This is a genomic window from Ligilactobacillus aviarius subsp. aviarius DSM 20655 (assembly GCF_001436315.1).
Classification (GTDB): Bacteria; Bacillota; Bacilli; order Lactobacillales; family Lactobacillaceae; genus Ligilactobacillus; species Ligilactobacillus aviarius.
The window spans coordinates 225,646-252,520 of sequence record NZ_AYZA01000024.1; the positions used below are offsets into that span (position 1 = coordinate 225,646).

The window sequence follows — 26,875 nt, forward strand, 5'->3', positions numbered from 1 at the left end:
GGGAAAAGCAACATGACAAAAACGAAATATGATACAACCGAATATTTAAAAAGTGTTGATGCTTATTGGAGAGCAGCTACTTATCTTTCAGTCGGCCAATTATTCTTAATGGATAATCCATTGTTACGCCGAGAATTAAAGGCAACGGATGTTAAGCCGAAGCCAATCGGTCACTGGGGAACGATTGCGCCGCAAAACTTTATTTATGCGCACTTGAACCGGGTAATCCAAAAGTATGATTTGAACATGTTTTATATTGAAGGTTCCGGTCACGGTGGCCAAGTCATGGTTTCAAATTCATATTTGGATGGTAGCTACTCAGAAATTTATCCACGGATCACGCAGGATGAACAAGGAATGCAGCGGCTGTTCAAGCAATTTTCATTTCCAGGCGGAGTAGCTTCGCATGCCGCTCCAGAAACTCCCGGGTCAATTCATGAAGGCGGCGAATTAGGATATTCGATCTCGCATGGAACCGGAGCAATTTTGGATAATCCAGATGTGATTGCGGCCGTTGAAATTGGTGATGGAGAAGCCGAAACCGGTCCGTTGGCAGCTTCATGGTTTTCAGATAAATTTATTAATCCAATCCATGATGGTGCGGTATTGCCGATCCTGCAAATCAACGGGTTCAAGATTTCAAACCCAACGGTCTTATCGCGGATGAGCGATGAAGATTTGACGAAATACTTTGAAGGCATGGGTTGGGAACCGCAGATTGTCAATGTGCATGGCAAAAAAACGATGGAAGCCCACCAAATCATGGCCGCTGCGATGGATGACTGTATCGAAAAGATCAAAGCCATCCAAAAGAATGCGCGTGAAAATGATGATGATTCATTGCCAATCTGGCCAATGATCATTTTGCGGGCACCAAAGGGTTGGACAGGTCCGAAGAAGGATCTTGACGGTAATCCGATTGAAAATTCATTCCGGGCTCACCAAGTTCCAATTCCAGTCAGTCAAGATCAAATGGAACATAAAGATTTATTGATCAACTGGATGGAATCATACAAACCGGAAGAATTGTTTGACGAAGATGGCTATCCAACCGAAATCGTGCGGCAAAATATCCCTGACGAACAACACCGGATGTCAACGAACCCAATCACAAATGGTGGCATTCACCCGAAGACCTTGAATCTGCCAGATTACCGTGATTTTGCCCTAGACGTTGAAAAACAAGGGCGTGGTCAATTTAAGGCCGAAGACATGTTTACGTGGGGCAAATATTTAGCTGAAGTTGAGAAGCTGAATCCAACTAACTTCCGGTCATTTGGACCGGACGAAACGAAGTCAAATAAGTTATTCCAAATGTTAGATGATGGTAAGCGGCAGTGGATGGAAGAAATTCACGAACCAAATGATGAAAATATGGCGCATGCAGGTCGGAACATTGATTCTCAGCTTTCAGAACATCAATGTGAAGGTTGGCTTGAAGGTTATGTTTTGACTGGCCGGCACGGAATGTTTGCATCATATGAAGCTTTCACACGGGTCATTGATTCAATGTTGACCCAACACTTTAAGTGGATCCGGAAAGCCGACGAACTTGACTGGCACCATGATTATCCGTCATTGAATATTGTGAATGCTTCAAATTCATTCCAACAAGATCACAATGGTTATACGCACCAAGATCCGGGAATGTTGACGCATATGGCCGAAAAGAAAGGCAAGTACGTTCGTGAATACACCCCATGTGATACGAACACATTACTTGCCGTTGGCGACAAAGCATTCACCGAACGGAATGTCATTAATTTGATGGTCACTTCAAAGCATCCACGGTTCCAATGGTTCACGGTCGATGAAGCCCGTGAATTAGTCACGAACGGGTTGAAGTATGTTGACTGGGCATCAACGGATCAAAATGCCGAACCGGATGTGGTAATTGCCAGTGCTGGGACCGAACCGACAACGGAAGCCATGGCGGCTGTAAGTATTTTGCATGAAGCATTTCCTGAATTGAAGATTCGGACGATCAACGTGGTCGATATTTTGCGGTTACGTTCACCGGAAATCGATCCGCGGGGATTATCAGATGAAGAATTTGATGGCTACTTTACAAAAGACAAGCCCGTAATCTTTGCATTCCACGGCTTTGAAGATTTATTACAAAGCATGTTTTTCAACCGGCATAACCATAATTTACACGCCCATGGATACCGTGAAGAAGGCGACATCACCACCCCGTTCGATATGCGGGTCTTGAATCACCTTGACCGGTTCCATTTAGCAAAAGACGCAATTATGCATGTCCCAGGATACAAGAAAAAGGCAGCATTATTTGTTCAGAAGATGGATGACATGATCAACAAACATCACCAATACATTCGGGATAACGGCAAAGACATGCCGGAAGTTACGGAATGGCGTTGGAAAGATGTTAACCAAAAATAGATTTGGTAGTAAAAAGAAGGTGCGACAAAACAGTAAAAACGAGCGTGATGGAAGCAGAAAAACGAACGAATCGCGTCAGCATAGATTCGGAGGTTTTCGAATTAGCTTCGCGTCACCACTCAGCTCGTTTGTTTTGGAACCCGATTATGCGAATATAACAAAGAGGTTGCGACTTGTGTCACAACCTCCTTTTTTGTCACAAATTCACTTTTGTATCGTCCTATATCTTGATATAATAAAAGTTAGACATTATTGGACGAAAGTGGGGACGCACGAATGGATTTGGAAGAAATGAAAGAGCGTCAGCGGCATATTCGCAATTTTTCAATTGTTGCGCATATTGACCATGGGAAATCAACGCTTGCCGATCGAATCCTTGAAATGACCGATACGGTTTCAAAACGTGAAATGCAGGATCAATTGCTTGATACAATGGATCTTGAACGTGAACGGGGAATTACGATTAAGCTGAATGCGGTTGAATTGCATTATAAGGCCAAGGACGGAGAAACGTATATTTTTCACCTGATCGACACCCCGGGGCACGTTGACTTTTCTTACGAAGTTTCACGATCACTTGCTGCTTGTGAAGGAGCCGTGTTAGTTGTTGATGCTACGCAGGGAGTTGAAGCTCAAACGTTAGCAAACGTTTACCTGGCACTTGATGATGACCTAGAAATTTTACCGGTCATTAATAAGATCGATTTGCCATCAGCTCAGCCTGATAAAGTTAAAGAAGAAATTGAAAATGACATTGGGTTAGATGCTTCAGACGCTGATTTGATTTCTGCAAAAACAGGGCTTGGTGTTGATCAGGTTCTTGAAGACATCGTCAACAAGTTCCCGGCACCAGATGGCGACCTTGAAAAGCCATTGAAGGCGTTGATTTTTGACTCGGTTTACGATGATTATCGTGGCGTTGTTTTAAGTGTCCGTGTCAAAGAAGGAACCGTTAAGCCGGGAGATAAGATCTTACTGATGAACAGCGGTGCGAAGTATGAAGTTACTGAAGTGGGGGTAAACTCCCCGAAACCATTGAAGCGTGACATGTTGATTGCCGGCGATGTTGGTTACATTACTGCTTCGATCAAAGATATTCAAGATACGCGTGTTGGGGATACGGTTACCAATGCCGATGACCCAACGGATGAACCGCTTGCTGGTTACCGTGAAATGAGTCCGATGGTTTATTCTGGGCTTTATCCAACCGATAATGCTAAATATAATGATTTGCGCGAAGCACTTGAAAAGTTAAAACTCAATGATGCGGCTCTTGAATTTGAACCTGAAACATCGCAAGCTCTTGGATTCGGTTTCCGGTGCGGTTTCTTGGGATTGCTTCACATGGATGTCATTCAAGAGCGGCTTGAACGCGAATTTAATCTGGAACTGATTACAACGGCGCCATCCGTAACATATGATGTTGAATTGACTGATGGCAGTCACGTGGCAGTTACGAACCCGGCTGAAATGCCTGAAACAACGATGATCAAGCAGATCAACGAACCATATGTCCGGGCTGAAATTATGGTTCCAAATGATTATGTCGGAGCCGTAATGGAACTTTGTCAGCGCAAACGCGGACAATTCGTCACCATGGAATACCTAGATGACAACCGGGTAAACGTTATTTACCAAATGCCGCTTGCCGAAATCATCTTTGATTTCTTTGATAAATTGAAGTCAAGCACGCGGGGGTATGCTTCACTTGATTATGAATTAGACGGGACTCAGCCAAGTGAATTAGCAAAAATCGATATCCTGTTGAATGGGGACAAGGTTGATGCCTTGAGTTTCATTTCTCACAAGGAATTTGCTGAAAAACGGGCCCGTTCGATCGTTGAGAAGCTGAAGAAGATTATTCCGCGGCAAAACTTCGAAATTCCGATTCAAGCCGCAATTGGGGCCAAGATTATTGCGCGGACCAATATTAAGGCTTACCGGAAAGATGTCACTGCTCGGATCCATACTGGGGATCCCGACCGGCGGGCAAAATTGCTTGATAAGCAGAAACGCGGGAAGAAGCGGATGAAGGCTTTAGGAAAGGTTGAAGTGCCGCAACAAGCCTTTATGGCAGTTTTAAAGACGGATGATGAAAGCGATGCAAAATAATCAAATTCGAAATGCCCAAATGGGAATGATCGTTGCGGTTGTAATCCAAATTATTTTATGCATTCTAAATATTAAATTATTTGGAATCGTTACAGCACTGCTTGTGATCTATGCAATTTACGGGTTAGTTAAAATTAAAACGAATCCGGAATACTGGATTAAGTTGCAACGGCTAACAACGGTTGTGATTATTCTTGAATTCCTTTTTGGATTTTCAGTGGAATATTTATTTAAAAATGTAATTTAACAAAAACAGGTTGAAACCGATGTTTCAACCTGTTTTTTGTTATTTTTGTTCTGGCAAGCTTTCAATGATCAACGTTGCAGTTTCTTCAATTGATTTATGAGCAACGTTGATTACAAGGCACCCTAATTTACGATAAAGTTCGTTGGCAGCACTCAGTTCGCTTTCGATGTTTCCAAGGTCTGAGTATTGGGTATTCGGATCAAGCCCGTAAGCAATCATCCGTTGTTTGCGAATATCATTTAAAATTTCAGGATCATTCGTTAACCCAAAGATCTTATTTTTATCGACCTTGAAAAGTTCATCTGGAATCTTAGTGTGCGGAACTAACGGTAAGTTGGCAACCTTATAACCTAAGTTGGCAAGGTAAAGCGAAAGCGGTGTCTTGGAAGTTCGCGAAACACCTAGAAGCACGATGTCCGCTTTCGTAAAGCCCGATGGATCTTTACCGTCATCGTAATTTACAGCAAATTCGATTGCTTCAATTCTCTTGAAGTAATCTTTATCCGTTTCGTGGTTGATTCCCGGCTTGCGAAGCGGTTTTTCATTCGTTTGCTTTTCAAGTTCGGTTAGTAAATCGCCCACCGCATCATAGTGATTTAAGTTATTTGCCGTGCAAAATTCGTTTGTATGCTCGGTTAAGTCTTTCGTAATGAACGTATGAATGATGAATGCATGATCACGGTTAGCAGAATTTAAGATTCCTTGTAAGATCGAGACGGTTGTGATAAATGGGAAACGTTTGATTTCAAACTTGGTTTTGGGAAATTGAACAGTGACCGCCTGCGCAAGGCTGAGCGCCGTTGCCCCGATTGAATCTGATACGACGTAAATTTTAACATTTGACTCCATGAAAATCCTCCTTGTATAAAAGCGCTTTATTTACTTATATTATAATGTTTATTCGCATTATTTGTCTAGATTTAAAGTAATTAATATGGAAGTTTTTAAAAAGTGTTATGCTCGGTGAAATGATATAATCTAAATAAGATTTACATAGAGAGGATTTATTTTATGGGAGTTCAATTTGTCTTGGGTAAGGCATCGATGGATCATGAAGCGGTAATGCACCAGCAACTTTCAGCTTGGCTGCAAGCAGATCCGGATGCGCAATTCTTTTATTTAGTTCCAGAACATATCAAATTCGAATCAGAAGTTAACGTCCTTGATTATTTGCGAAAGGAAAAACAAACGCAATTTTTCGCCAGTGCAAACGTGCAGGTTTTATCATTCACCCGGTTTGCATGGTTCTTTTTGCGCAATTCAGCGGTCTTAAACCGCCAAAATTTAAGTCAAACAGGCTTAGCAATGTTGGTCACGCACCTAGTGAATAAGATTCAAAAACAAGATTTAACGATTTTTAGCAGTGAACAAAATCAGGCGGGATTTGCTGCCAAATTAGCTGACCAACTGATTGAATTTCGATTAAGCGGGTTTGAACCGGAAGATTTACTTGAAATGCAAAAGGCTGCAATCGACCAGCACCAATCAAATTTGGCAGACAAGCTAGGTGATCTTGCAGTCATCTATCAAGAATTTTTAAACGCGAAGGTCAATGGTCAGTTGTTGCTTGACCAATTCCTTGATCCAGCCAAGTTGATGGATTTTCTATTTGAAGAATTACAACGCCTTGATTTAAGTCATCAATATTTTTTGATCAGTGGTTTTGACCAATTTAATGCCCGTGAAATTAAAATTTTAAAGCACTTAATGCAGAATGCCCATGACGTGATGATCAGCTTGCCGCTTGACGATTTAGCATCTAAAAAATTACCGCGACCGAATGAACTTTTTTACCGTCCGGCTAAGCTTTACCAGCAATTACGCCACTTAGTTCCAGCCCAAAATATCAAAATCCGGTGGGCATTAACTCCCCGGGTAAACTCAAGTTTGCAAAAGCTTGAAGACGATTGGATCGCCAGTCATCGAATCGGCGCCCAACCAAACGTTGAACTTTCCAAAGATGAAAAACAGCAAATTTCAATTACCCAGACAGTTGACCGAATTAGTGAAGTCAAATGGGTCGCTGGCAAAATTCGGCGAATGGTCGCTGAAAGCCAGCAAACGGATCACCCATATGAATACCGCGACTTTTTGGTTTTGACCCCCGACACATCGAAATATCAAAACCTGATCGAACCGGTTTTTGAACAGTTTCAAATTCCACTATTTACGGATCTGACCCAGACGATGGCCTCGCATCCGTTAGTTGAATTCATCCTTGCATTATTTGATGTTCAACAACATGGGTTTAATTACCAGGCGATCATGCGGTTCTTGAAGACGGAACTGTTTATTCCGAAGCAAATTATTAAGGGGCGGACCTTAGAATTAATGCGGAAACGCGAGCAACAATGGCTGCAAGATCATCCGAATAGTAAGCCGATGATTCCAACCGATACCGAAGAAGTTGAACTTCGAAGAGCAGCAACGTACCGGAATACGCTTGATGTGGTTGAAAACTATCTGTTGGCGCATGGAATTCAAACGAAGGCCGCCTGGCAAAAAGAATGGATCGTGCAGGAATTGCCACGGAATGAAAAGGAAACGACGGAAGAGTTACTTGAACGTGAACGGCAACTGACGATCAATCGAAATGCTAATTTGTTGCGGGAACAGGTTTTAGAGTTATTTGAAAGTTATCAGCAGGCATTAAAGAGCGTTAAAACTGGCCGCGATTTTGCAGTTGTGTTGTACCAGACCCTTGAAAAGGCGGAAGTTGCCGAAACGTTGCGGCAATGGCAACAAGGGGCTCACCAGATCTTAAGCGAAAAGCACCAAGCAACGGATGCAACACTGCATGGAAATGCGGTTGATCCTACCCGACCGGAACAGGTTTGGAATGTCTTTTGTCAGTTGATGGATGAATATGTTCTTGCTCTGGGGGATGAACCATTTGATCGGGAACTGTTTATCAATGTCTTCCAAAGCGGGTTTGAAACTGCATCATATAAACGGGTTCCATCAACACTTGACCAGGTGATTTTTTCACAAAGCGGGAATGCTCAAATGCAGAATCGTAAAATTGCGTTTGTAATCGGCGCGACTGATGATGTAATGCCGGCGAAAGTTGAAGATCAAAAATTGCTTTCAGAAGATGATCGGAATGTTTTAAATGACATTTGGGACTCTCCGGCAGATGATGACAAGTTTTTGCCAGAAACATGCGAAATGCGGATGGCAGAAGAACCATTTACGAATTACATTGCATTCATGAGCCCAAGCGAGCAGTTGCATTTTTCATATCCGATCAACGATTCTGACGGGGCAGAACTGAAATTATCAGGTTACGTTGAAAAGATTAAGGACGATCTCAATATTCCGATTAACAAGTTGGGATTGATCGCGCCCAATTACGGCCCGGAAATTATTCAGTATATCGGGACCCCGATGACGACGATTAATGAATTGTTACGACTGAGTCGGAATTTGCAACGGCAAAAGGAACAATTATCACCGGAATGGTCGACAATTTATAATTACGTCAAGCAGCAGGATCCGCAACGTGTATTGCGAATCTTTAACAGTTTGAATTATTCAAATGATGTTTTACCAGGAACGCCAGTTGATGAAAACGGGCATAAAAAGCTTGATGAATCCTTGGTTAAGGAACTTTACGGCAATGAGATCTTTGGTTCGATTTCCCGGCTTGAAACCTACTTTAAGAATCCATACGAATATTTCTTGAAGTACGGGTTAGCGTTGAAGCCGCGGACGATTTTTGAACCAACGAGTGCCAATGTCGGCGATTTCTTCCATGATGTCATGGCAGCTCTGATCGATCATTTGCAACAGGATGGGGCAACCTTATCAACGTTGAAGTCTGATGATTTTGATCAATTGCTTGGTCAAGTATTGGGTGAGATCAGTGCGCTTGATGAATTCGATGTCTTTAAGCAAACTGCGCGGAACCGTTATTTACAACGGCGGTTAGTTCAATCGACCCGGAAAGTTTCGCAGGCAATTTACCGGCAGCATCGGAAACGGAAAGTCTTTTCACTGAAGACGGAAGCAACGTTTGGGTTTGGCAATGACGCAGTCTTGGCCGGCAAACGGTTTAAGGCGGTTGACGTTCAACGAACCCCAACTCCGCAAATGAACCTGCAGGGGCGGCTTGACCGTATCGATGTGATCGAAGACTTAAAGCACCATCTTTACTATAATGTCGCTGACTATAAGTCCGGCAGCATTAATGCCAAGTTGGATAAGTTCCTTGTTAAATCCTTCAGTGGAATTTCATTGCAACTCTTAACATACCTTGCAGTTTTACGGGATAACCAACCGCAATTATTGCAGATGCTTCGCCAAAATGAGGCGATTCAATCCCAAATCGCAGATGCCGATCAGCATGAAATTTCACTTGGAAGTGCGGTTTACTTCCACTTGGGGACCCCGCAGGAAAAACAAACAAATTATCAAAGGGTCATGTCAGCGAAACAGGCCATCAGTCATGCGGATTCAAAGTTTGTTTATGATGGAATTTTCCGAAGCGGAAAAGAAGCGCCCGAAGATTACGTGAGGGCTTTAGGAACGATTTATGATAATCGGGACGTTGAATTAAATCTCGATAATTATAAACTCGGTCTGCTTAAAAGCGGTAAATTGAGCAAGGCAAGTTTAAAGAAAATGTATGACCTGGATCACTTTAACGCATTACTTGACTTGGATTTATATAAGATCAGTCAGGCAACCAACGATATTTTCAGTGGAGTTATTGATCTTGCGCCATATAAGCTTGCAAATTCAACGGGACTGGATTTTTCTGATTACTTGCCGATCATGACATTTGATCCGATGATTGGAAATCAGTACCGTGATCTTAATGATCTAACCCACATTTCTGCGGATGAATTATGGCAACAGATCGAAGCGGAAAGTGAATTGTGGCAGTCAATTAAAAAACAGGTTGAGGAGGATTAAAATGGCGGAATTTAAAGATTATGCAACTCCGAATCAAATTAAAGCAGTTGAACACCGTGGACATGACATTTTAGTATCTGCCTCGGCCGGTTCAGGGAAAACAAAGGTTTTAGTTGAACGGATCAAGGATGAAATTCTAAATGAAAATGCGAATATTTCGCGGATGCTGATCATGACATTTACGAATGCGGCAGCCAAGGAAATGAAAGATCGGTTGACCAAGATTTTAAATGCGGAATTGCAAAAGCAGATTCAAAATCATGGAACGCCGCAATTAATTAGTCACTTGCAAAGGCAATTAACAGCGGTTAACGTTGCTGATATTAGTACAATTGACTCATTTTGCTTACGGCTTTTGAAAAAATATTACTATGCGATTGACCTTGATCCGAATTTCCGGGTGCTGGCGGATGAATCAGAACGGAACGTATTGCGCGAAGATGTTTGGCAAGAAGTTCGCGAAAATTTTTATCAAGCATATGAGGATTTGAATCAGAAATCGTCATTAACGGATGACCAACAAGAATTGCTTGAAAAATACAATGACTTTTTGCAAGTCTTTGTTCAGGATCGTCGGGATGACGATTTAACGGATGTTGTATACCGGTTAAATGATTTTGCCAGTGCGAATGAAAATCCGGATCAGTGGCTGGCTGCAGCACCACAGAATTATGAATTTACGGAAGAAACATTTACCAAAACACCGGTTTGGAAACAAATTTTAAAAGATGATGTGGTCAATAAGCTTCAAACGATTACGGATAACCTGCAACAATACCGGAAAGCATTTCAAACGATTCAGATTCCAGCAATGCAGGAATTTTATAACATGAAAGAAAAGCCATTGAAGAAATTGGCGACTAAAACGGATGAGGATTTAACTTCAATTGATCAGATTAGGGGACAGATTCAGAGCATGCTTGAACAAATCGACCATGAAACCCTTTCATGGGATGATTTACGCAAGCAGGTCAAGCAATTGGAATTTAAGGCCAAAATGTATGCCAAAAACCGCGATTTTGCAGCAGATGACGATGATTTATTGAATCAAATCGATGCAATTAAGCAATTCAAGGATGCTGCTAATCAAGGCGTTAAAGGATTATTGAACGCCGAGTTGTTCTATTCAGATTCACAGTTAAAGGAAATTTTGAAACGGGCTCAAGGAGTCGTTGAACTTGTGGTTGATCTTGTTCAAAAGTTTCGGCAACGGTATTTGCAGGTGAAGTTGCAGCGCCATGCTTTAGAATTCAGTGATCTGGAATACTTAACGCTTAAGATTTTGCGTGGTAATGATGATATTCAACAAAAAATTCGCGAAGAATTGCAGCAGCATTATACGGAAATCATGCTTGATGAATACCAAGATACAAATGGTGTTCAGGAAGCAATCGTTCAAGCAATCGCCAACCATAATTTGTTTATGGTAGGGGATGTTAAGCAGTCGATTTATCGTTTCCGGCAAGCTGATCCAAGTTTATTTATGCATAAGTATCAAACTTTCCAGACTGAAGACATGTCAAACGACTTTTCAAACGGTGAACTGATCGTTTTGCAGGAAAACTTCCGATCGATCAAGAATATTGCAGATTTGACGAATTTGATCTTTACGCAGATTATGGATCAAAACTTAGGCGAAATCGATTACGATCAACAAGCCTTTTTGAAGGCAGAAAATCCGGCATACAAGAAGGAACAACTGGTTAACAATATTCCAGCAAAGGCATTGATTTATTTGCAAGATTCAAAGACTGAAAATGGTTCGGAAAACGCGCCCGCTTTTGAATTGGATAGCCAAACGCAAGCCCAATTCGTGATGATTGCGAATGAGATCAAGAAATTAATGGATAACCAGACCCAAATTTTTGATCGTGATCAGGATCAAATGCGGCCGTTGCAGTATTCTGATATTGCGATTTTATCGTCATCTCATCAGGATAGTTTATTGGTTAATGAAGAATTTAAGCGGCTGGGGATTCCAACGGATGTTGATGAAACTAATAATTACTTTAAGACGACCGAAATTCAAATTATGATTTCGTATTTGAAGACCATCGATAATCCGCATCAGGATATTCCCCTGGTTGCGGTTTTGCGTTCACCAATGTATCAGTTTGATGAAGATGAATTGGCATATTTGCGGATCAATCACCCGCATGGCGATTTTTACAGCACGATCACTGATTATTCAACTCAAATGAGCGATCATCCGGAAAAATTAAAGGCATGGGATGAAACCCGGCGGCAAGCCTTGAATACAAAGGTTCAACAATTTAATCAGGACTTATCAACGTTCCGGGTGCAAGCCAAACGAAGTGAAATTGCGGCATTGATTTGGAACATTTACACAACAACCGGATTTTTGGACTATGTTGGCGGCTTACCTGGCGGAGCCCAACGGCAAGCAAACCTGCATGCGTTGTACCAACGGGCAACGGCATATGAAAAGACAAGTTTTAAGGGCTTGTTCCAATTCATTCGGTTTGTTGAACGGATGGATCAGCAGCAACGCGATCTTCCAGAAATGAAGATGCAGGTCAATGAGGATACCGTTAAGTTTATGACGATCCATAAAAGTAAGGGATTGGAATACCCGGTTGTGTTTGTGACGGATTTAAGCAAACGGTTCAACATGCAGGATTTGAATCATAAGTATGTTTTGGATGATCAATTTGGAATTGGGTTAGATATCGTTGAATCTTCAAAGCAGACTTTAAAACGGGACCATGATGTTGAACTTAGTGAAGACGATGCCATCGAAATTCAAGAAACAACGCCAGTCAGCATTGCAATCAAGGAACGAATCAAACGCAAGGCTTTAGCTGAAGAAATGCGGAAACTTTACGTTGCATTGACCCGGGCTGAACAACGAATTTATTTGGTCGGAACGTATGCTGATATTGAGAAATGGGCAACGGCTTGGAGTCAAACTGAAAGTGAAGCCGTTCTTTTGCCGGAAAATCAACGGTTTAGTAAAGGTAACTTTATGGATTGGATCGGAATGGCGCTTGGACGAATGCCGAACCTCGCGGACCATACAACCTGGATCACGCTTGATGACCAGCAGCAGGTCACACAGCAACGCGCAGCAAATCAATTTACAGACTGGAAAAAGTACTTTAATGCTGAGCGGATACCACAAGCGATTCGTGAAAATGCATTGAACTTTGAAGTTGAACTGTGGAGCAAGGGTGCAGTTGCCGCTTTACGGAATCAAACTTTTGAAAACGAAGTAGCCAAGGATGACCAGTCAATTTTACGCGACGCAATCAGTCAGCCAATGGACCCAGCAATCCAGTCGATTTTAGACTTTCAATATCCGCACCTTGAATTGACCCGTGAATCGGCATATCAAGCAGTAACGGATATTAAGCGTCTTTTTGATGATCCGGATAATAATTTAATGGATCACTTGCAAGCAGAAAACTCCGATGATTCAGCTCAAGTTGAATTAAACGTGGTTGATGAAACGCTAGTGGTCACCACTAAGGTCCATGCATTTCGGCAACCGAACTTTATGACAACGGAAGTCATTGCTTCACCGGCCAAAATTGGGACGGCAACGCACTTGATTTTTCAAAAGTTAGATCTGACTCAGCCGATTTCAACGGCAACGATTCAACGGTTGATTGATCAATTGATCCTTGAAGGGTCGATTACAAAAGAGGTTGCCGCCAAAATTGATATTGATGGAATTTTAGCATTTTACCAAACTGAAGTGGGGAAGAAAGCTTGCACCAATGCCCAGCAGGTTAAACGGGAAGTCCCGTTTTCAATGCTTTTGCCTGCGGAAATGCTGCCATCGATCAGTGAAAAAACAGATAAACCGGTTTTGATTCACGGAATCATTGATGGGTATTTTGAAGATCAGGAAACAGGTGAAGTTTATCTATTTGATTATAAGACCGACCATGCGTCGCTGAAACAAATTGAAAAGGAATACAGGGGTCAAATCAATTTATATGCGATTGCCCTGCAGCAAATCACCGGCAAAGCGGTTCATCACTGCGTTTTGTATTCCGTCAATAAACGGAAACAGATCGATCTGTAATTTGATGAAAAAACAATCATATATTTCAATAAAAAATTGCATTATCATCTTGATAGTCTTTAATAAAATATTGTATAATAAACGCGAACTGTTAAGATGAAGTACTTAGGTACGGATTAAGACGGTTACTTTAAAGCTCGGAGGGAGGGAAACACCATGTCAAAAACAGTCGTTCGTAAAAACGAATCTCTTGATGACGCTCTTCGTCGCTTCAAACGTTCCGTTTCAAAAACAGGTACTTTGCAAGAATATCGCAAACGTGAATTCTATGAAAAGCCAAGTGTAAAGCGTAAAAAGAAGTCAGAAGCTGCACGCAAGCGTAAAAACAAGCGTCGTTTCTAATTTTAGGCTTGGTTAGCTTAAGGAGGCAATTGTGATGAGTTTAGCTGATTCATTACAAAAAGACATGATTGCTGCAATGAAGGCAAAGGATAAGGAAAAGTTAAGTACTGTCCGGATGCTGAAGGCAGCGGTAGCTAACGAAAAAATCAATGCTGGTCATGACTTATCTCCAGAAGAAGAAATTGCTGTTTTGTCCCGTGAATTGAAACAACGGAAAGATTCCCTTGAAGAATTCAAGAATGCTGGCCGGGAAGACTCAGTTAAGCAACTTGAAAAGGAAATCGAAGTTGTTCAAAGTTACTTGCCAAAACAATTAAGCGAAGATGAAGTGAAGGACATTGTTCAAGAAACAATCAATGAAGTTGGCGCAACATCCAAAGCTGATTTTGGTAAAGTAATGGGCGCTGTAATGCCGAAATTAAAAGGCAAGGCTGACGGTAAGTTAGTCAACGAAACAGTAAAGTCATTGCTCAGTTAAGAGGGAAGAACTGTGGTTTAACGCCACAGTTTTTTTGTTTGGCTGATGATCTTTGCAATTTGATGGTAAACATTGAATGCAATTCGATGAATATGCTAAAATAACGGTAGTTTAGATAGAAATGAGGCATTATTATGGAACAAATCGAACGTGCTTGTACATCAATGCTTGTAGGTAAAGATGCAAGTGCTGATGGTTCAGTAATGATCGCTCGGAATGACGATACATTCTTGCCATTGACACCTCAACGTTTTTACATGCATCCCGCATGGCATGGTGAAAAAGGTAAGAAGATTAAGTCATGGTTAAACGGTTTTGAAATGGAATTGCCAGAAAATGGTTACCGTTACAATGCCGTTCCAAACGTGGATTACAAAAATCACGGTTATTATGAAGAAAGCGGAATTAATGAAAAGAACGTTGCCATGTCGGCAACTGAATCAACTTACGGCAACGAACGCGCCCTTGCATTCGACCCGCTTGTTAAGGATGGATTAGATGAAGACTGTATCGTCAATGTTACGCTTCCATTTATTGAATCAGCCCGTCAAGCGGTTCAATTTTTAGGAAAGATCATTAGCAAGTATGGTTCACCAGCTGGAAACTCAGTTTTGTTTGCTGATAAGAACGAAGCATGGTACATGGAAATCGTTACGGGTCACTTATGGTTAGCTCAACGGATTCCGGATGATGCCTATGCCGTTGTTGCTAACGAAGTTGCAATCCAACAAGTTGACTTTGATGATACTGAAAACTTCCAATGGGCTGATGGCATTCAAGAATTCGTTGAAGAACATCACTTGAATCCTGATAAGGAAGGCTGGAACTTCCGGCACATCTTTGGTTCATTTGACGAAAAAGATCGCCACTACAATACACCACGGGTATGGTACGGTCACCATTTGTTCAATCCTGAAATCGAAGAAGACCCTGAATCAGGTGAATTACCATTCATCATGCGGACAAACCATAAGTTTACGCCGGATGACATTGAACAATACCTTGGTTCACACTACAATGAAACTCCATATGATCCATACAGCAAGGACTCAACGGAAGCTGACATGTACCGTTACCGTCCAATCGGTTTGAACCGGACTCAAAACTCACACGTTCTTCAATTGCGGAATGACGTTCCCGAAGAACAACAAGCAGTAATGTGGTTATGTATTGGATTCCCAGAATTTGCACCATACATTCCATTCTACACAAATGCAAATGATACAGATCCAAGTTTCTCAGAAACACCAATGGAAATGGATGTTGATTCAGATTCTGCTTACTGGATGTACCGTCACATGTCAATGTTGGTTGAAAGCCACTACAGCAATTTTGTTCAAGACAACCGCGATTATTTGAAAGAATGTCGGCGGGTTCAACGACGGATGTTATGGCAATTTGACCAAGAAGCAGCCAAATTGCATGGTGAAGAATTAACTGAATTCTTGACCCAAAAGAATTACGAAATGGTTGCAAAGATGAAGGCCATGACCAAGGATCACATGAACAAGCTGATCATGAAGGGAATTGAACTTTCGAAACTCACATTTAACATGGATAAGAACCTCTAAAACGGGGATTTAAAGGAGTTGCGGTGTAAGTCACAACTCCTTTTTTAAGTCGTATTATTTGAATTCCAATTAAAATAAATCTATCATAAGAATAGATGATGAATAAAAGCTTTTCTATAAGTCTATAAAAGTAAAAATTGATGATTCTTCGCTCCAATAATGAAGCGGAGTTTTTTGTCGGTTGGTTTAGTAAATCGGAGGGTTTAAAAATGGCTGAATTAAAATGTTTAGTATTCAAGAATGATGATCTTGAATTTCTTAAAAAACAGTATCCCGGAATTTATGGGCTGCTTGGGTCAAAATTAGCAGATTATGATGGAAGCCATCAAGTATGGCGCAGCGGCTCGGAAGATGAATATCGGGAATTATGGAATCGATTCACATATGAGATTGCAAGTGCAACTGATTCATCGGGAAAGATAAGTGACGATGGATTGCGGTTACGTCATATGTGGGATCAAGCTTAAAAAATGGTCGAGATTTTTCTCGACCATTTTTGTTTTAATTAAGAATTGTAAGCAATTTTAGTTTTGAAAAGAGTCCAATTCTAATCTTTTAGATAATAGTCGAATTAAATTTTTATAAATGGAACGTAAATGAAAATCTAATAATGAAAACTAATTGAAAAATAAATGGTGTCTTAAATTTAGTTATACGGTATACTATAATTATTAGTTTTGATAAAGTAAGGAGTAGCAAAATGGAGTCAAAGGATAAAAACATTAAGTTAAAACGTTCCATGTCTGCTGGCCAACTTGAAATGATTTCATTAGGTGGAGCCATTGGGGTTGGATTGTTTATGGGTTCAACTTCAACGATCAAGTGGACAGGACCGTCAGTTATTTTAGCCTATGCCCTGGTGGGGGTATTGTTATACGTTATTATGCGGGCCTTAGGGGAAATGTTATATGTTAACCCGGGGACCGGATCATTTGCAAGCTTTGCAACGGAATATGTTCATCCGCTTGCCGGTTATTTGGCAGAGTGGTCAAACGTAATTGAATATATCATTGTTGGAATGAGTGAAGTAGTTGCGGCGACGGAATACTTAAATTACTGGTGGCCGCATTTGCCAGACTGGATCGCCGGGTTGGTTGTCATTGCTTTCCTTACTTTAGCTAATTTGGTTTCAGCTAAAACATACGGGACATTGGAATTCTATTTCTCAATGATTAAAGTTGTAACCATTATTTTAATGATTATTCTGGGCCTTTTGATCATTGTCTTTGGAATTGGTCATCACGGAATTCCGATTGGGTTCCATAATTTATGGAGCAATGGCGGTTTCTTTACGGGTGGATTTAAAGGATTTATGTTTGCCCTGGCAATCGTTGTTGGTTCGTACCAAGGAATCGAATTACTGGGAATTTCAGCTGGTGAAGCCAAGGAACCGCAAAAGGCAATTGTTAAATCAGTTAAGTCGGTTATCTGGCGAATCTTAATTTTTTACGTTGGCGCAATTTTTGTAATTGTTACGATTTATCCGTGGAATAAGTTAGGTTCGATCGGATCACCATTCGTTGAGACTTTTGCGAAGATTGGAATTACGAGTGCTGCCGGAATCATTAACTTCGTTGTATTAACAGCGGCAATGTCGGGGGCGAACTCCGGAATTTATAGTTCAAGCCGGATGTTGTTTAAGTTATCCCATGAAGGTGATGCGCCAAAGGTATTAGGTAAATTATCAAAGCGGAAAGTGCCGAACCTTGCAATTTTAGCAATTTCAGGCGGAATCTTGCTCGGATTCGTGTTAAACACAATCATGGCAGCTTTGAACAAGTCAACGGCAAACCTTTTTGTAATTATCTTTAGTTCAAGTGTTCTTCCCGGAATGGTTCCGTGGTTAGTAATTTTACTTGCTGAATTGCGGTTCAGAAAGAATAGTCCAGATATTATGAAGGACCATCCGTTTAAGTTACCGCTATATCCGCTTTCAAATTACTTGGCATTGATTTCAATGTTGATTATTGTAATCTTCATGTTCATTAATCCGGATACGCGGGTCTCAGTATCTGTGGGAGCAGTACTCTTGATCATCTTGACGGTTGTTTACATTTGCCGTCATGGATTAAAGAATCCCAATAAATAGAATTTAAAAGACTGTTGAAGGGCAGTCTTTTTGTTTTGCTAAAAATTTTTGAAAAAAGTTGTTGACAAACTTAATCAGATTTAATAAACTTAGTACTGTTGTTTGAAAGACATGGAGGATTACCCAAGTCTGGCTGAAGGGAACGGTCTTGAAAACCGTCAGGTCGGGGCAACTCGGCGCGGGAGTTCGAATCTCCCATCCTCCTTTTTTATGAATCATATGGTTTATTGAAACCACGAGAAACGCCTTGGAATAGGCGTTTTTATTTTTTTATAAACCATATGTTTTTACATGTTTTGAGAATTTTCGAGCACACTTCTCAAATCTGTCTAAAAAAATAGCACTGGCAACATTTTCACCAATGCTAAAAGTCTTTATATAGAGTCATTCAATTCCCTGTTCTATCTTATTACGCCGCTGGTGACATGCCATGCTTTTCATCAAAGTTAAATTTTCGATTGTAATTTGCCATTATGCATACCTTTTATGGCCTTTCTAATTTATTAACTTTTAACGTCATTAAAATTTTGATAATGCAATAGCTAATTTTATTAGGGAGAAAATGCATCATTATATATAAATCGTTCTCAAAAATAAATATTTAAAGTTAACGGATTTTTAGATGATTCCGATGGCACATCAGTCTTAGAAATGAGACGTTTTTTTGTACTCAAATTTACCAATTATGATTTTGAAACCCGTGATATAATTGAATTAATTAAATATTTTAAGGGAGTTTATTACATTGAACGGACAAATTGAACAGCATCACATGAATATTCCATGGCATGATTTCGAAGATGAGAATCAGAATATTCTGCATGCTGACTTACAAACCAAAACCACGATTATCGGGCGGGTCGGCATTATGATGCTTGCTTGCGGAACCGGAGCATGGCGGGTGCGCGAATCAATGAATTCAATGGCCCGGGTGATGGGTGTGCGGTGCTCAGCTGATATTGGATTGGTATCAATTGAATTTACCTGTTATGAAAATGGTCATAGTACGACCCAGGCGCTATCTTTGCCGGCAGCCGGAATCAACACGATCCAGTTAAGTGAATTGGAAAATTTTGTGGCCGCTTTTCAGGCAGATGGGCAGTTTTTAACGACTAAACAAATTAATCAGGCGCTAGATAAAATCAAGCAAAAATCAAATAACTATTCAAATGTCACAATTGCACTTGCTGCAGGATTTGCCTGCAGCGCCTTTGTATTTTTACTTGGCGGCGGATTGATTGAAATGTTTTGCTGCTTGATTGCGGCGTCTCTTGGAAGTTATGTGCGCAAGATCATGGGAACGAAACACATTACGGCGTTAGCCGGCGTTGCGGCTAGTGTAGCTGTTTCATGTTTGTCATACGCAATGATTTTTGACGTTTTAAAAATGATTTTTCAGGTTGCTTCTGGTCATGAGGCAGGGTACATTGGGGCAATGCTTTTTGTGATTCCAGGATTCCCGTTTATTACAAGCGGATTGGATATTGCGAAGACTGATATGCGTTCAGGTCTTGAACGGCTGGCGTATGCATTAACAATAATTGTCGTCGCAACGCTTGTTGGCTGGTTGGTTGCACTGCTTGTTCATTTAAAACCGGAAAACTTTATTGCATTGCATCTTACACCGATTGAATTAATGCTTTTGCGGTTACCGGCCAGCTTTGTTGGGGTGTATGGTTTCTCGATGATGTTCAACAGTACGCCGCGAATGGCGGTAATTGCAGGCTTTGTTGGTGCCATTGCAAATACTTTGCGGCTTGAATTAGTTGATTTAACTGCCATTCCAGCTGGAGCAGCGGCCTTCTTTGGTGCCTTTACTGCCGGAATTTTAGCTTCATTGGTTCAAAAACGAAGTGGTTATCCGCGAATTGCAATCACGGTCCCATCGATCGTTATCATGGTTCCAGGGCTTTACTTCTATCGTGCAGTCTATGAAATTGGAAACTTAACGCTGCAAGATGGCGCTAATTGGTTAGTTAAGGCATGCTTGATTGCGATGTTCCTGCCGTTAGGACTAATGGTTGCGCGGCTGCTGACGGATTCGAAGTGGCGGTATACGAATTAGACGCAATGGTTATGGGAATTATTGGTTTTTAAAATGAATTCAGCGGCTAAAATGGTAAACTGAATTTAGATTTAAAACATTTTCAGGGGAGGAATTTAAATGGCAAAAGATAAAAAAATCAGTTCATTTTCAGCTTTTTTACTTGGCGTTGATGGAATGGTTGGGTCAGCAATTTTTCTTTTACCCGGCAGTTTGTATGCCAAGGCAGGAAACAGTTTAATTGGAATTTTATTTGTTTCAGGGGTATCAGCATTATTGCTGGCTTTATGTTATGCTGCATTATCAAGCGAAACGAAACAAAATGGGGCTGCGTGGTTATATGCATATAAGGAATTCGGCCGGTTTGCCGGATTTGAAGTTGGCTTTTTTACATGGTTTCAGGGTGTAATTACGATTACAACTGAAATTGCCGCTTTCCTGACTTCATTAAAATTATTTATTCCGCAGCTTTCAGACAAATTGGTTTATGACATTGCGGGAATTGCGATTGTTCTCATAATTGCAATCATCGGTCTGATGGGTGATCGCGTTTCAAGTATTGCCGATAATATCGCAACGTTTCTGAAAATTGGGGTTTTGCTGATTTTCGTTTTAGCTGGAATCTGGTTTATTCACCGAATTAATTTTGTTTCAAATGCTCATTACAGTTTTCATTCGGTAAATAATGCGTTTAGTAATGCATTTTACATGTTTACCGGATTTGCCTTTTTGCCGGTTGCGGCTGCTCAAATGCGGAACCCGCGGAAGAATTTGCCGCGGGAGTTACTTGCCGTAATTATTTCAGTAACGTTGTTGTATATCGCAACGGTTGTTGTTGCAATTGGGACGGTTGGACCTTCGATTGCGCACAGCAGTTTGCCTCTTGCAATTGCATTTGCAAAGCACTTTGGTAATCTTGGAAAAATCATTATTACAGTTGGAACGGTTGGGTCAGTTTTAGGCGTTGCAATTTCACTATCATACAGTACCCCATACGTTGCATCATCGCTTGCAAATGAACATCAATTATTACCGCAATTTTTTGGAAAAAAGTCGAAAAGCGGGGCGCCGTATGTTGCCATTATTATTACTGCCGGATTATGTGCGTTGTTGATTTTAAGCGGGGGCTACCTTTTCTTAGTTCCATGTACAATTATCATCTCGCTTGTTCAGTACTTTTCAACTTCACTGGTAATGTTTGTTAAACAGTGGCGGCGGCAACGGCATCAAGAACAATTACCGCAAGGTGCCTTTAATTTACGGGGCGGAATTTTAGTTCCAGTGCTTTCATTGCTGGTATGTGTCTACATTTTAGTAAACCTCAAACTGAAGGTAATTCTTTTTGGAATTATCGCATTGATTTGCGGGATTGCGTTGTACTTCATTGATAAATTAATTACTAAAAAAGCCCAAATAAAGGAGCAAGGTCTTGGAAAATAAAGCAGAAATTCGCAAAAATGTGTTGCATCAATTAACGGTCAAGCCGGAAAGTGAACGGCAAAGTGAAACGCAGAAATTGATGGAGCAGTTTTTAAATCTTGACGAATATCAAAATGCAACGTCGATTGGAATTACAATCAGTAATTTTCCTGAATTAGATACGCATCAACTGATCAAGCAAATTTTGAAAGATCAAAAGAAAGTCTGTTGTCCAATCACGCTTCCGCATCACCAAATGGAGTTTATTGAAATCAATCCAAATACAAATTTTAAGAAGAGTAATTTTGGAATTTGGGAACCTGAATGGAAAAAGGAAAAGGTCAACAATCAACCCGATATCTTAATTGTTCCCGGAATTAAGTACGCTTTAGATACTCATCAGCGGGTTGGGTTCGGCGGCGGTTTCTATGATCGCTTTTTGAAAAAATTTAACGGACACACTGTAACGTTAGCGCTGCCCGAACAAGTGGCTTTCAGTGCTGATTGGCAAATTGAACCAACAGATATGCCGATTGACCAAATTCTTCATTAAATCGTTTGAACTTCGGTTAATGATAGGGCATAATTAACATATTAGACCCATGAGAAAGGACGAAAAAGAGTGGCAATTTGGTTTGCAATCGCATTATTAGCCGGAATAATTTTTATTCTCGGAGTTTTCTATTTGATTAATTCAGTTCACCGTTATGGAAAGTGGCTCGCACCAACCATTTTAATGATCGTAAGTCTGATCGGATGTGTTGGATGCGGTTTAAATGCTTATCATCTTTACCAAGAAGACCAAAAGGCAAATCCAATGCGGACAACGTTATCAGCGGAAGCATCATCCCAGGGCGGAATGGTTGAAAACGGCTTGCAAGTGATCAATAACGGAATCCAAGAAGATAAGGATCAACAGCAGGTTTTGAAAGATTTGCAGCAAAGCTTTGCGAAAGTTGGAACCGTAACGTTTGATCAGCAAAGCAAGACGTTTACGGTCACACCAACAACGGACCAGGACGTAAAAGCAATTAACTACGTTTTGGCCAATCCGCAAAAGGCGCAACAAAGCGGCTATAATAATTTAACGAGCGGAATTTTAAGCACCTCAAAGCAATTGATGAAGCCGCTTGGAAAAGGTTATACATTACAATTGACGAAGCCGAATAGCAATCAAGTAATTTATGCCGCAAAAGATGGTCAAGTTTTAACGGATGTTGTCAACAATAAAAACTAGGGGTTGATTGAATGCTTATTCATACAACAAAAAAGGCACTTTCACAGTTTAAGAATCCGACCCATGAAGTGGATTTGACTGAAACCGATGATCACACTGAAATTTTAAATTGGTCAATTTTGCCATATGAAATCGATGGTCATCAAGGGATGCTTGCTTTGAATGACTATACAAACTTTGCGGTGATCATTCCGCAAACAAGACCATTCAAGTCATTTAATGACTTTTTTGAGGCTTTTAGTCTAACTTTAATGTCCGTTTGCGAATCAATGGATATCAGTTTCATTAAAATCGAAGCTTACCTGAATGACATTAAAATCGACCATAAAACGATCATGCAAATGAGTAACCATAGTAAAGCAGCCGGGTTACTGGAAGTTTATAAAGAAAAGCTGAGTCAAAATGCAAATTTATTGGATCGGCCAAATGATCCGCAAAATGTAATGGCGGCGGTTCGAATCGGCCGTGATTTTCCAAGCAAATTGAATGATTACCGGAATCCACTGGCTGCTTTTAAATTTGAGATCACGGCAAAGTATTTGTTTCCAGCGGACGTTGCCGATAATTTTGATGATGTCAAAATTAAGCCAACGTGGGATCCATATTCTCAATGGGAAGAAATGGATGGCAAAATTAGTAATGATCCAGATGAAATGGATCGTTTTCGGCTTTCAGTTGAAAAAAATAACTCAATCATGCTTGCCCGCTTTAAGCGGTACCTTCAAGGAGCTTCATATAGTCAGCGGAAAATCGCATTGATGATGAGTTATGCGCGGGATTACCTTGATCAATTTTTATTGACGATTTTACATCAAACGTTTATCCATGATCTATCAATTTTACCGGCGTACTTTGCGGAATTTATGCCTGCTCAGCGGCAAAATCCTTTAGATGAGCCGGTTGCGTTTGAAATGCTTAGCGAATTGGCTGACTTTTGGGAGGCAAGCGGCCAGATTTCAGCTGACGATCATGAAATCATTGACCACGAGCTGGATGAAACGAAGAAAATCGTTCGAACAACCTTTTATCCGATGTAAAAGAGTAATCAATATTGTTGGAAGTCAGAAAGTTGTATAATATTTCTGTAAAGACGGTTAAATTTTAATTTAACGATTATATTATAGGAGGTCAATTGATTGACAGCAGAGCAAAAGGTTGAAGAAGAATATCATATTTCTGAACCTAATTTAGAACCAGCATTATTTGGAATTAATGATGGTTACCTTCATTTGATTGAAGAAAGTAAAAATGTCGAGATTCGTCCGTTTGGCGATAACATTAAAATTGATGGCCAAGCCGATGATGTAAAGGCGACAATTCAAATTATTGAAAAATTAATTGAACTTTTGAAAAGCGGAATTAGTATAAGTGAAGCCGATATCGTTTCAGCAGTTAAAATGCAGGAACGGGGGACCTTAAGTTATCTTTCTGATTTATATACAACAACATTATTACGTGACCGGACAGGACGGCCGATTCGGGCCAAAAACTTTAGTCAACGGCAATATATCCAAACGATCAAAAACAATGATTTGACCTTTGGAATTGGACCTGCGGGAACGGGGAAAACATTCCTGGCGGTTGTGATGGCCGTTGCGGCATTGAAGAAGAAGGAAGTTGAACGTTTGATTTTAACACGGCCAGCCGTTGAAGCAGGTGAATCATTAGGGTTCTTGCCGGGTGATTTAAAAGAAAAGGTCGACCCATATTTACGGCCAATCTATGATGCATTATATGCAATTTTAGGTGCAGAACATACTGAACGGTTAATCGAACGCGGAGTAATTGAAATTGCGCCGTTAGCATACATGCGGGGCCGGACGCTTGAAAAGGCTTTTGTTATTTTGGATGAAGCTCAAAATGCGACCCGCGCTCAAATGAAAATGTTCTTAACCCGGTTAGGCTTTGGTTCAAAGATGATCGTTAATGGTGATAAATCACAAATTGACTTACCACGGGGACACCAACAAAGCGGATTAGTTGATGCTGAACGGTTATTGCAAAACTTGCCGCATATTGGATTTGTTCACTTTGATGCAGCAGATGTTGTTCGGCATCCAGTTGTGTCTGAAATTATCAAAGCTTATGAAGATGGCGGCGATTTAGCTGCTGATAAGATTTTAGATGAAAACGAAAATGATAAGGATGAAGACTAATGGATCTACAGCTTATTGATGAAACCAAGCACGTGACAGATCATCAATTAGACCTTGTCCGTGGAGTACTTGAATATGCTGCAAATTATTTAAGCTTACCTGAAAACACTGAAATGTCAGTGACATTGATGGACAATAAGCATATTCATGAAATCAATAAAAAATATCGCGGAATTGATAAGCCGACAGATGTTATCAGTTTTGCAATGGAAGAAGATGGCGATGAAGATGATATTATTTTGCCATCTGACATGGAATTTGAAATGCCAAAAAATTTAGGCGACTTGATGATCTCAATGGAAAAGGTCGCTGAACAAGCTGAATATCTTGGACATTCACAAGATCGTGAACTTGGATTCTTAACGGTTCATGGTTTCCTTCACCTGAATGGATACGACCACATGAAGGCTGAAGACGAAAAAGAGATGTTCAGTTTACAAGACGAGATTTTGGATGGTTATGGACTTCAAAGATAAATTCGCGACAAGTTGGAAAAATCGAAAATTTTCGCACTCATTAAGACATGCATGTGATGGTTTAATAACGCTTTTTAAAGAAGAGCGGAATTTTCGATTTGAATTGATCTGCTTATCATTGGTCGTTATTGCAGGATTGATCTTTCACTTGCCAATTAGCGAATGGCTATGGTTGATTGCGGCTTCAGCAATCGTTTTAATTGCTGAGGCAGCGAATACTGCCATTGAAAACTTAACAGATTTAGCAAGTCATCTTCATTCAAACGACTTTGCAAAAAAGGCAAAGGATATTGCTGCCGGGATGGTTTTACTCGCAGCGGCCTTTGCAGTGATCGTTGCGGGATTGATTTTTATTCCCCGCATTATTGCTTTATTCTAATTAAAGATGAGGGATAAAATGGAAAATCAAGAATTTCATTCAGGATTTGTTGCAATTATTGGAAGACCAAATGTTGGAAAGTCAACGTTTTTAAACCGGGTGATTGGTGAAAAAATTGCAATTATGAGCGACAAGGCGCAGACAACACGAAATAAAATTCAAGGGATCTATACCCGGAAAGACGCGCAAATTGTCTTTATCGATACTCCCGGGATCCATAAACCGCATAGTCAATTAGGAGATTTTATGGTTCAATCAGCCCTTTCAACGTTAAATGAAGTTGACGCGGTGCTTTTTATGGTCAATGCAACGCAAAAACGCGGGAAGGGCGATGATTTCATTATTGAACGGCTTAAAAAGGTTCATAAGCCGATTTATTTAGTGATCAATAAAATCGATAAGATTCACCCGGATAAACTGCTGGATATTATTACTGAATATAAAGACACCCTTGATTATAAGGAAGTTTACCCAATTTCAGCACTTCAAGGAAATAATGTACCGGAATTGATCGATAATTTAGTGGCTGATCTTCCTGAAGGCCCGCAATATTATCCAGATGATCAGATTACGGATCATCCTGAACGGTTTATTGCCGGCGAATTAATTCGGGAAAAAGTTTTACAACTTACCCGAGAAGAAGTTCCGCATTCAGTTGCAGTCGTGGTTGATCGGATCAAGCGGGAAACCGATGAAAAGGTTCTCGTTCAAGCAACCATTATTGTTGAACGCCCAAGCCAAAAGGGAATTATTATCGGTAAGGGCGGAAAGATGCTGAAAGAAATTGGAATCCGGGCACGGAAAGATATTGAATTAATGCTTGGTGATAAAGTTTACCTTGAATTATGGGTTAAAGTGCAACCGAACTGGAAGGATCGCAAAGCAGATCTTGCAGCATTTGGTTATAAACAAGATGATTATGACTTATAGAAAAATCGTGCGATCGCACGATTT

General features: G+C 40.6%; 20 protein-coding genes and 1 tRNA gene. 20 read left to right on the forward strand and 1 reads right to left on the reverse strand.

Annotated elements, in window-relative coordinates:
- Positions 1 to 12 precede the first annotated feature (12 nt).
- The 3 genes from FC33_RS07855 (at position 13) to FC33_RS07870 (ending at position 4,762) form a co-directional block, all read left to right on the forward strand.
- Positions 13 to 2,403 carry a phosphoketolase family protein gene (locus FC33_RS07855; RefSeq protein WP_057828040.1) on the forward strand — a complete coding sequence of 797 codons (2,391 nt, stop codon included), beginning with the start codon at positions 13 to 15 and terminating at the stop codon, positions 2,401 to 2,403.
- Positions 2,404 to 2,679: 276 nt separating this feature from the next.
- Complete coding sequence (gene lepA, locus FC33_RS07865) at positions 2,680 to 4,515, forward strand: translation elongation factor 4 (RefSeq protein WP_057828042.1); 1,836 nt, start codon at positions 2,680 to 2,682, stop codon at positions 4,513 to 4,515.
- Positions 4,505 to 4,762 carry a hypothetical protein gene (locus FC33_RS07870; protein ID WP_146993399.1) on the forward strand — a complete coding sequence of 86 codons (258 nt, stop codon included), beginning with the start codon at positions 4,505 to 4,507 and terminating at the stop codon, positions 4,760 to 4,762. Before lepA ends, FC33_RS07870 begins: the two co-directional genes overlap by 11 nt.
- Before the next feature lie 39 nt (positions 4,763 to 4,801).
- Here FC33_RS07870 and FC33_RS07875 read toward each other — a convergent pair whose 3' ends face one another.
- Positions 4,802 to 5,611 carry a pyruvate, water dikinase regulatory protein gene (locus FC33_RS07875; protein ID WP_057828044.1) on the reverse strand — a complete coding sequence of 270 codons (810 nt, stop codon included), beginning with the start codon at positions 5,609 to 5,611 and terminating at the stop codon, positions 4,802 to 4,804.
- Between the two features lie 162 nt (positions 5,612 to 5,773).
- On the opposite strand from FC33_RS07875, the gene FC33_RS07880 reads away from it, so the two are divergent.
- The 17 genes from FC33_RS07880 (at position 5,774) to era (ending at position 26,851) form a co-directional block, all read left to right on the forward strand.
- Entirely contained in the window at positions 5,774 to 9,679 is a 3,906-nt protein-coding gene (locus FC33_RS07880) for a PD-(D/E)XK nuclease family protein (protein WP_057828045.1), read from the forward strand.
- A 1-nt stretch (position 9,680) separates the two neighbouring features.
- Positions 9,681 to 13,730 carry a helicase-exonuclease AddAB subunit AddA gene (addA, locus tag FC33_RS07885; protein ID WP_057828046.1) on the forward strand — a complete coding sequence of 1,350 codons (4,050 nt, stop codon included), beginning with the start codon at positions 9,681 to 9,683 and terminating at the stop codon, positions 13,728 to 13,730.
- A gap of 156 nt (positions 13,731 to 13,886) precedes the next feature.
- Positions 13,887 to 14,072 carry a 30S ribosomal protein S21 gene (gene rpsU, locus FC33_RS07890; RefSeq protein ID WP_003694124.1) on the forward strand — a complete coding sequence of 62 codons (186 nt, stop codon included), beginning with the start codon at positions 13,887 to 13,889 and terminating at the stop codon, positions 14,070 to 14,072.
- Between the two features lie 34 nt (positions 14,073 to 14,106).
- Entirely contained in the window at positions 14,107 to 14,550 is a 444-nt protein-coding gene (locus FC33_RS07895; protein ID WP_057828047.1) for a GatB/YqeY domain-containing protein, read from the forward strand.
- 134 nt (positions 14,551 to 14,684) lie between these two features.
- Entirely contained in the window at positions 14,685 to 16,121 is a 1,437-nt protein-coding gene (locus FC33_RS07900) for a C69 family dipeptidase (RefSeq protein WP_057828048.1), read from the forward strand.
- Positions 16,122 to 16,330: 209 nt separating this feature from the next.
- Positions 16,331 to 16,588 (forward strand): hypothetical protein, encoded by a 258-nt coding sequence (locus tag FC33_RS07905; RefSeq protein WP_057828049.1) that lies wholly within the window; start codon positions 16,331 to 16,333, stop codon positions 16,586 to 16,588.
- Between the two features lie 233 nt (positions 16,589 to 16,821).
- Entirely contained in the window at positions 16,822 to 18,210 is a 1,389-nt protein-coding gene (locus FC33_RS07910) for an amino acid permease (RefSeq protein ID WP_057828050.1), read from the forward strand.
- 113 nt (positions 18,211 to 18,323) lie between these two features.
- Positions 18,324 to 18,415 (forward strand) — tRNA-Ser (locus FC33_RS07915).
- 567 nt (positions 18,416 to 18,982) lie between these two features.
- A complete protein-coding gene (locus FC33_RS07920; protein ID WP_081037089.1) occupies positions 18,983 to 20,275 on the forward strand; it encodes a threonine/serine exporter family protein in 1,293 nt (430 codons plus the stop codon).
- Positions 20,276 to 20,374: 99 nt separating this feature from the next.
- Positions 20,375 to 21,694, forward strand: a complete 1,320-nt coding sequence (locus FC33_RS07925; RefSeq protein WP_057828052.1) for an APC family permease — start codon at positions 20,375 to 20,377, stop codon at positions 21,692 to 21,694.
- Positions 21,684 to 22,226 (forward strand): 5-formyltetrahydrofolate cyclo-ligase, encoded by a 543-nt coding sequence (locus FC33_RS07930; protein ID WP_057828053.1) that lies wholly within the window; start codon positions 21,684 to 21,686, stop codon positions 22,224 to 22,226. Before FC33_RS07925 ends, FC33_RS07930 begins: the two co-directional genes overlap by 11 nt.
- A gap of 69 nt (positions 22,227 to 22,295) precedes the next feature.
- Complete coding sequence (locus FC33_RS07935; RefSeq protein WP_057828054.1) at positions 22,296 to 22,910, forward strand: hypothetical protein; 615 nt, start codon at positions 22,296 to 22,298, stop codon at positions 22,908 to 22,910.
- An 11-nt stretch (positions 22,911 to 22,921) separates the two neighbouring features.
- Entirely contained in the window at positions 22,922 to 23,947 is a 1,026-nt protein-coding gene (locus FC33_RS07940; protein WP_057828055.1) for a DUF6933 domain-containing protein, read from the forward strand.
- Positions 23,948 to 24,046: 99 nt separating this feature from the next.
- On the forward strand, positions 24,047 to 25,066 hold the full coding sequence (locus tag FC33_RS07945) for a PhoH family protein (protein WP_057828056.1): 1,020 nt from the start codon (positions 24,047 to 24,049) through the stop codon (positions 25,064 to 25,066).
- On the forward strand, positions 25,066 to 25,542 hold the full coding sequence (gene ybeY, locus FC33_RS07950) for an rRNA maturation RNase YbeY (RefSeq protein ID WP_057828057.1): 477 nt from the start codon (positions 25,066 to 25,068) through the stop codon (positions 25,540 to 25,542). The genes FC33_RS07945 and ybeY overlap by 1 nt, the downstream gene beginning before the upstream one ends.
- Entirely contained in the window at positions 25,526 to 25,921 is a 396-nt protein-coding gene (locus FC33_RS07955) for a diacylglycerol kinase family protein (protein ID WP_057828100.1), read from the forward strand. The genes ybeY and FC33_RS07955 overlap by 17 nt, the downstream gene beginning before the upstream one ends.
- A gap of 18 nt (positions 25,922 to 25,939) precedes the next feature.
- Positions 25,940 to 26,851 carry a GTPase Era gene (era, locus tag FC33_RS07960; RefSeq protein ID WP_057828058.1) on the forward strand — a complete coding sequence of 304 codons (912 nt, stop codon included), beginning with the start codon at positions 25,940 to 25,942 and terminating at the stop codon, positions 26,849 to 26,851.
- Positions 26,852 to 26,875: the final 24 nt, after the last annotated feature.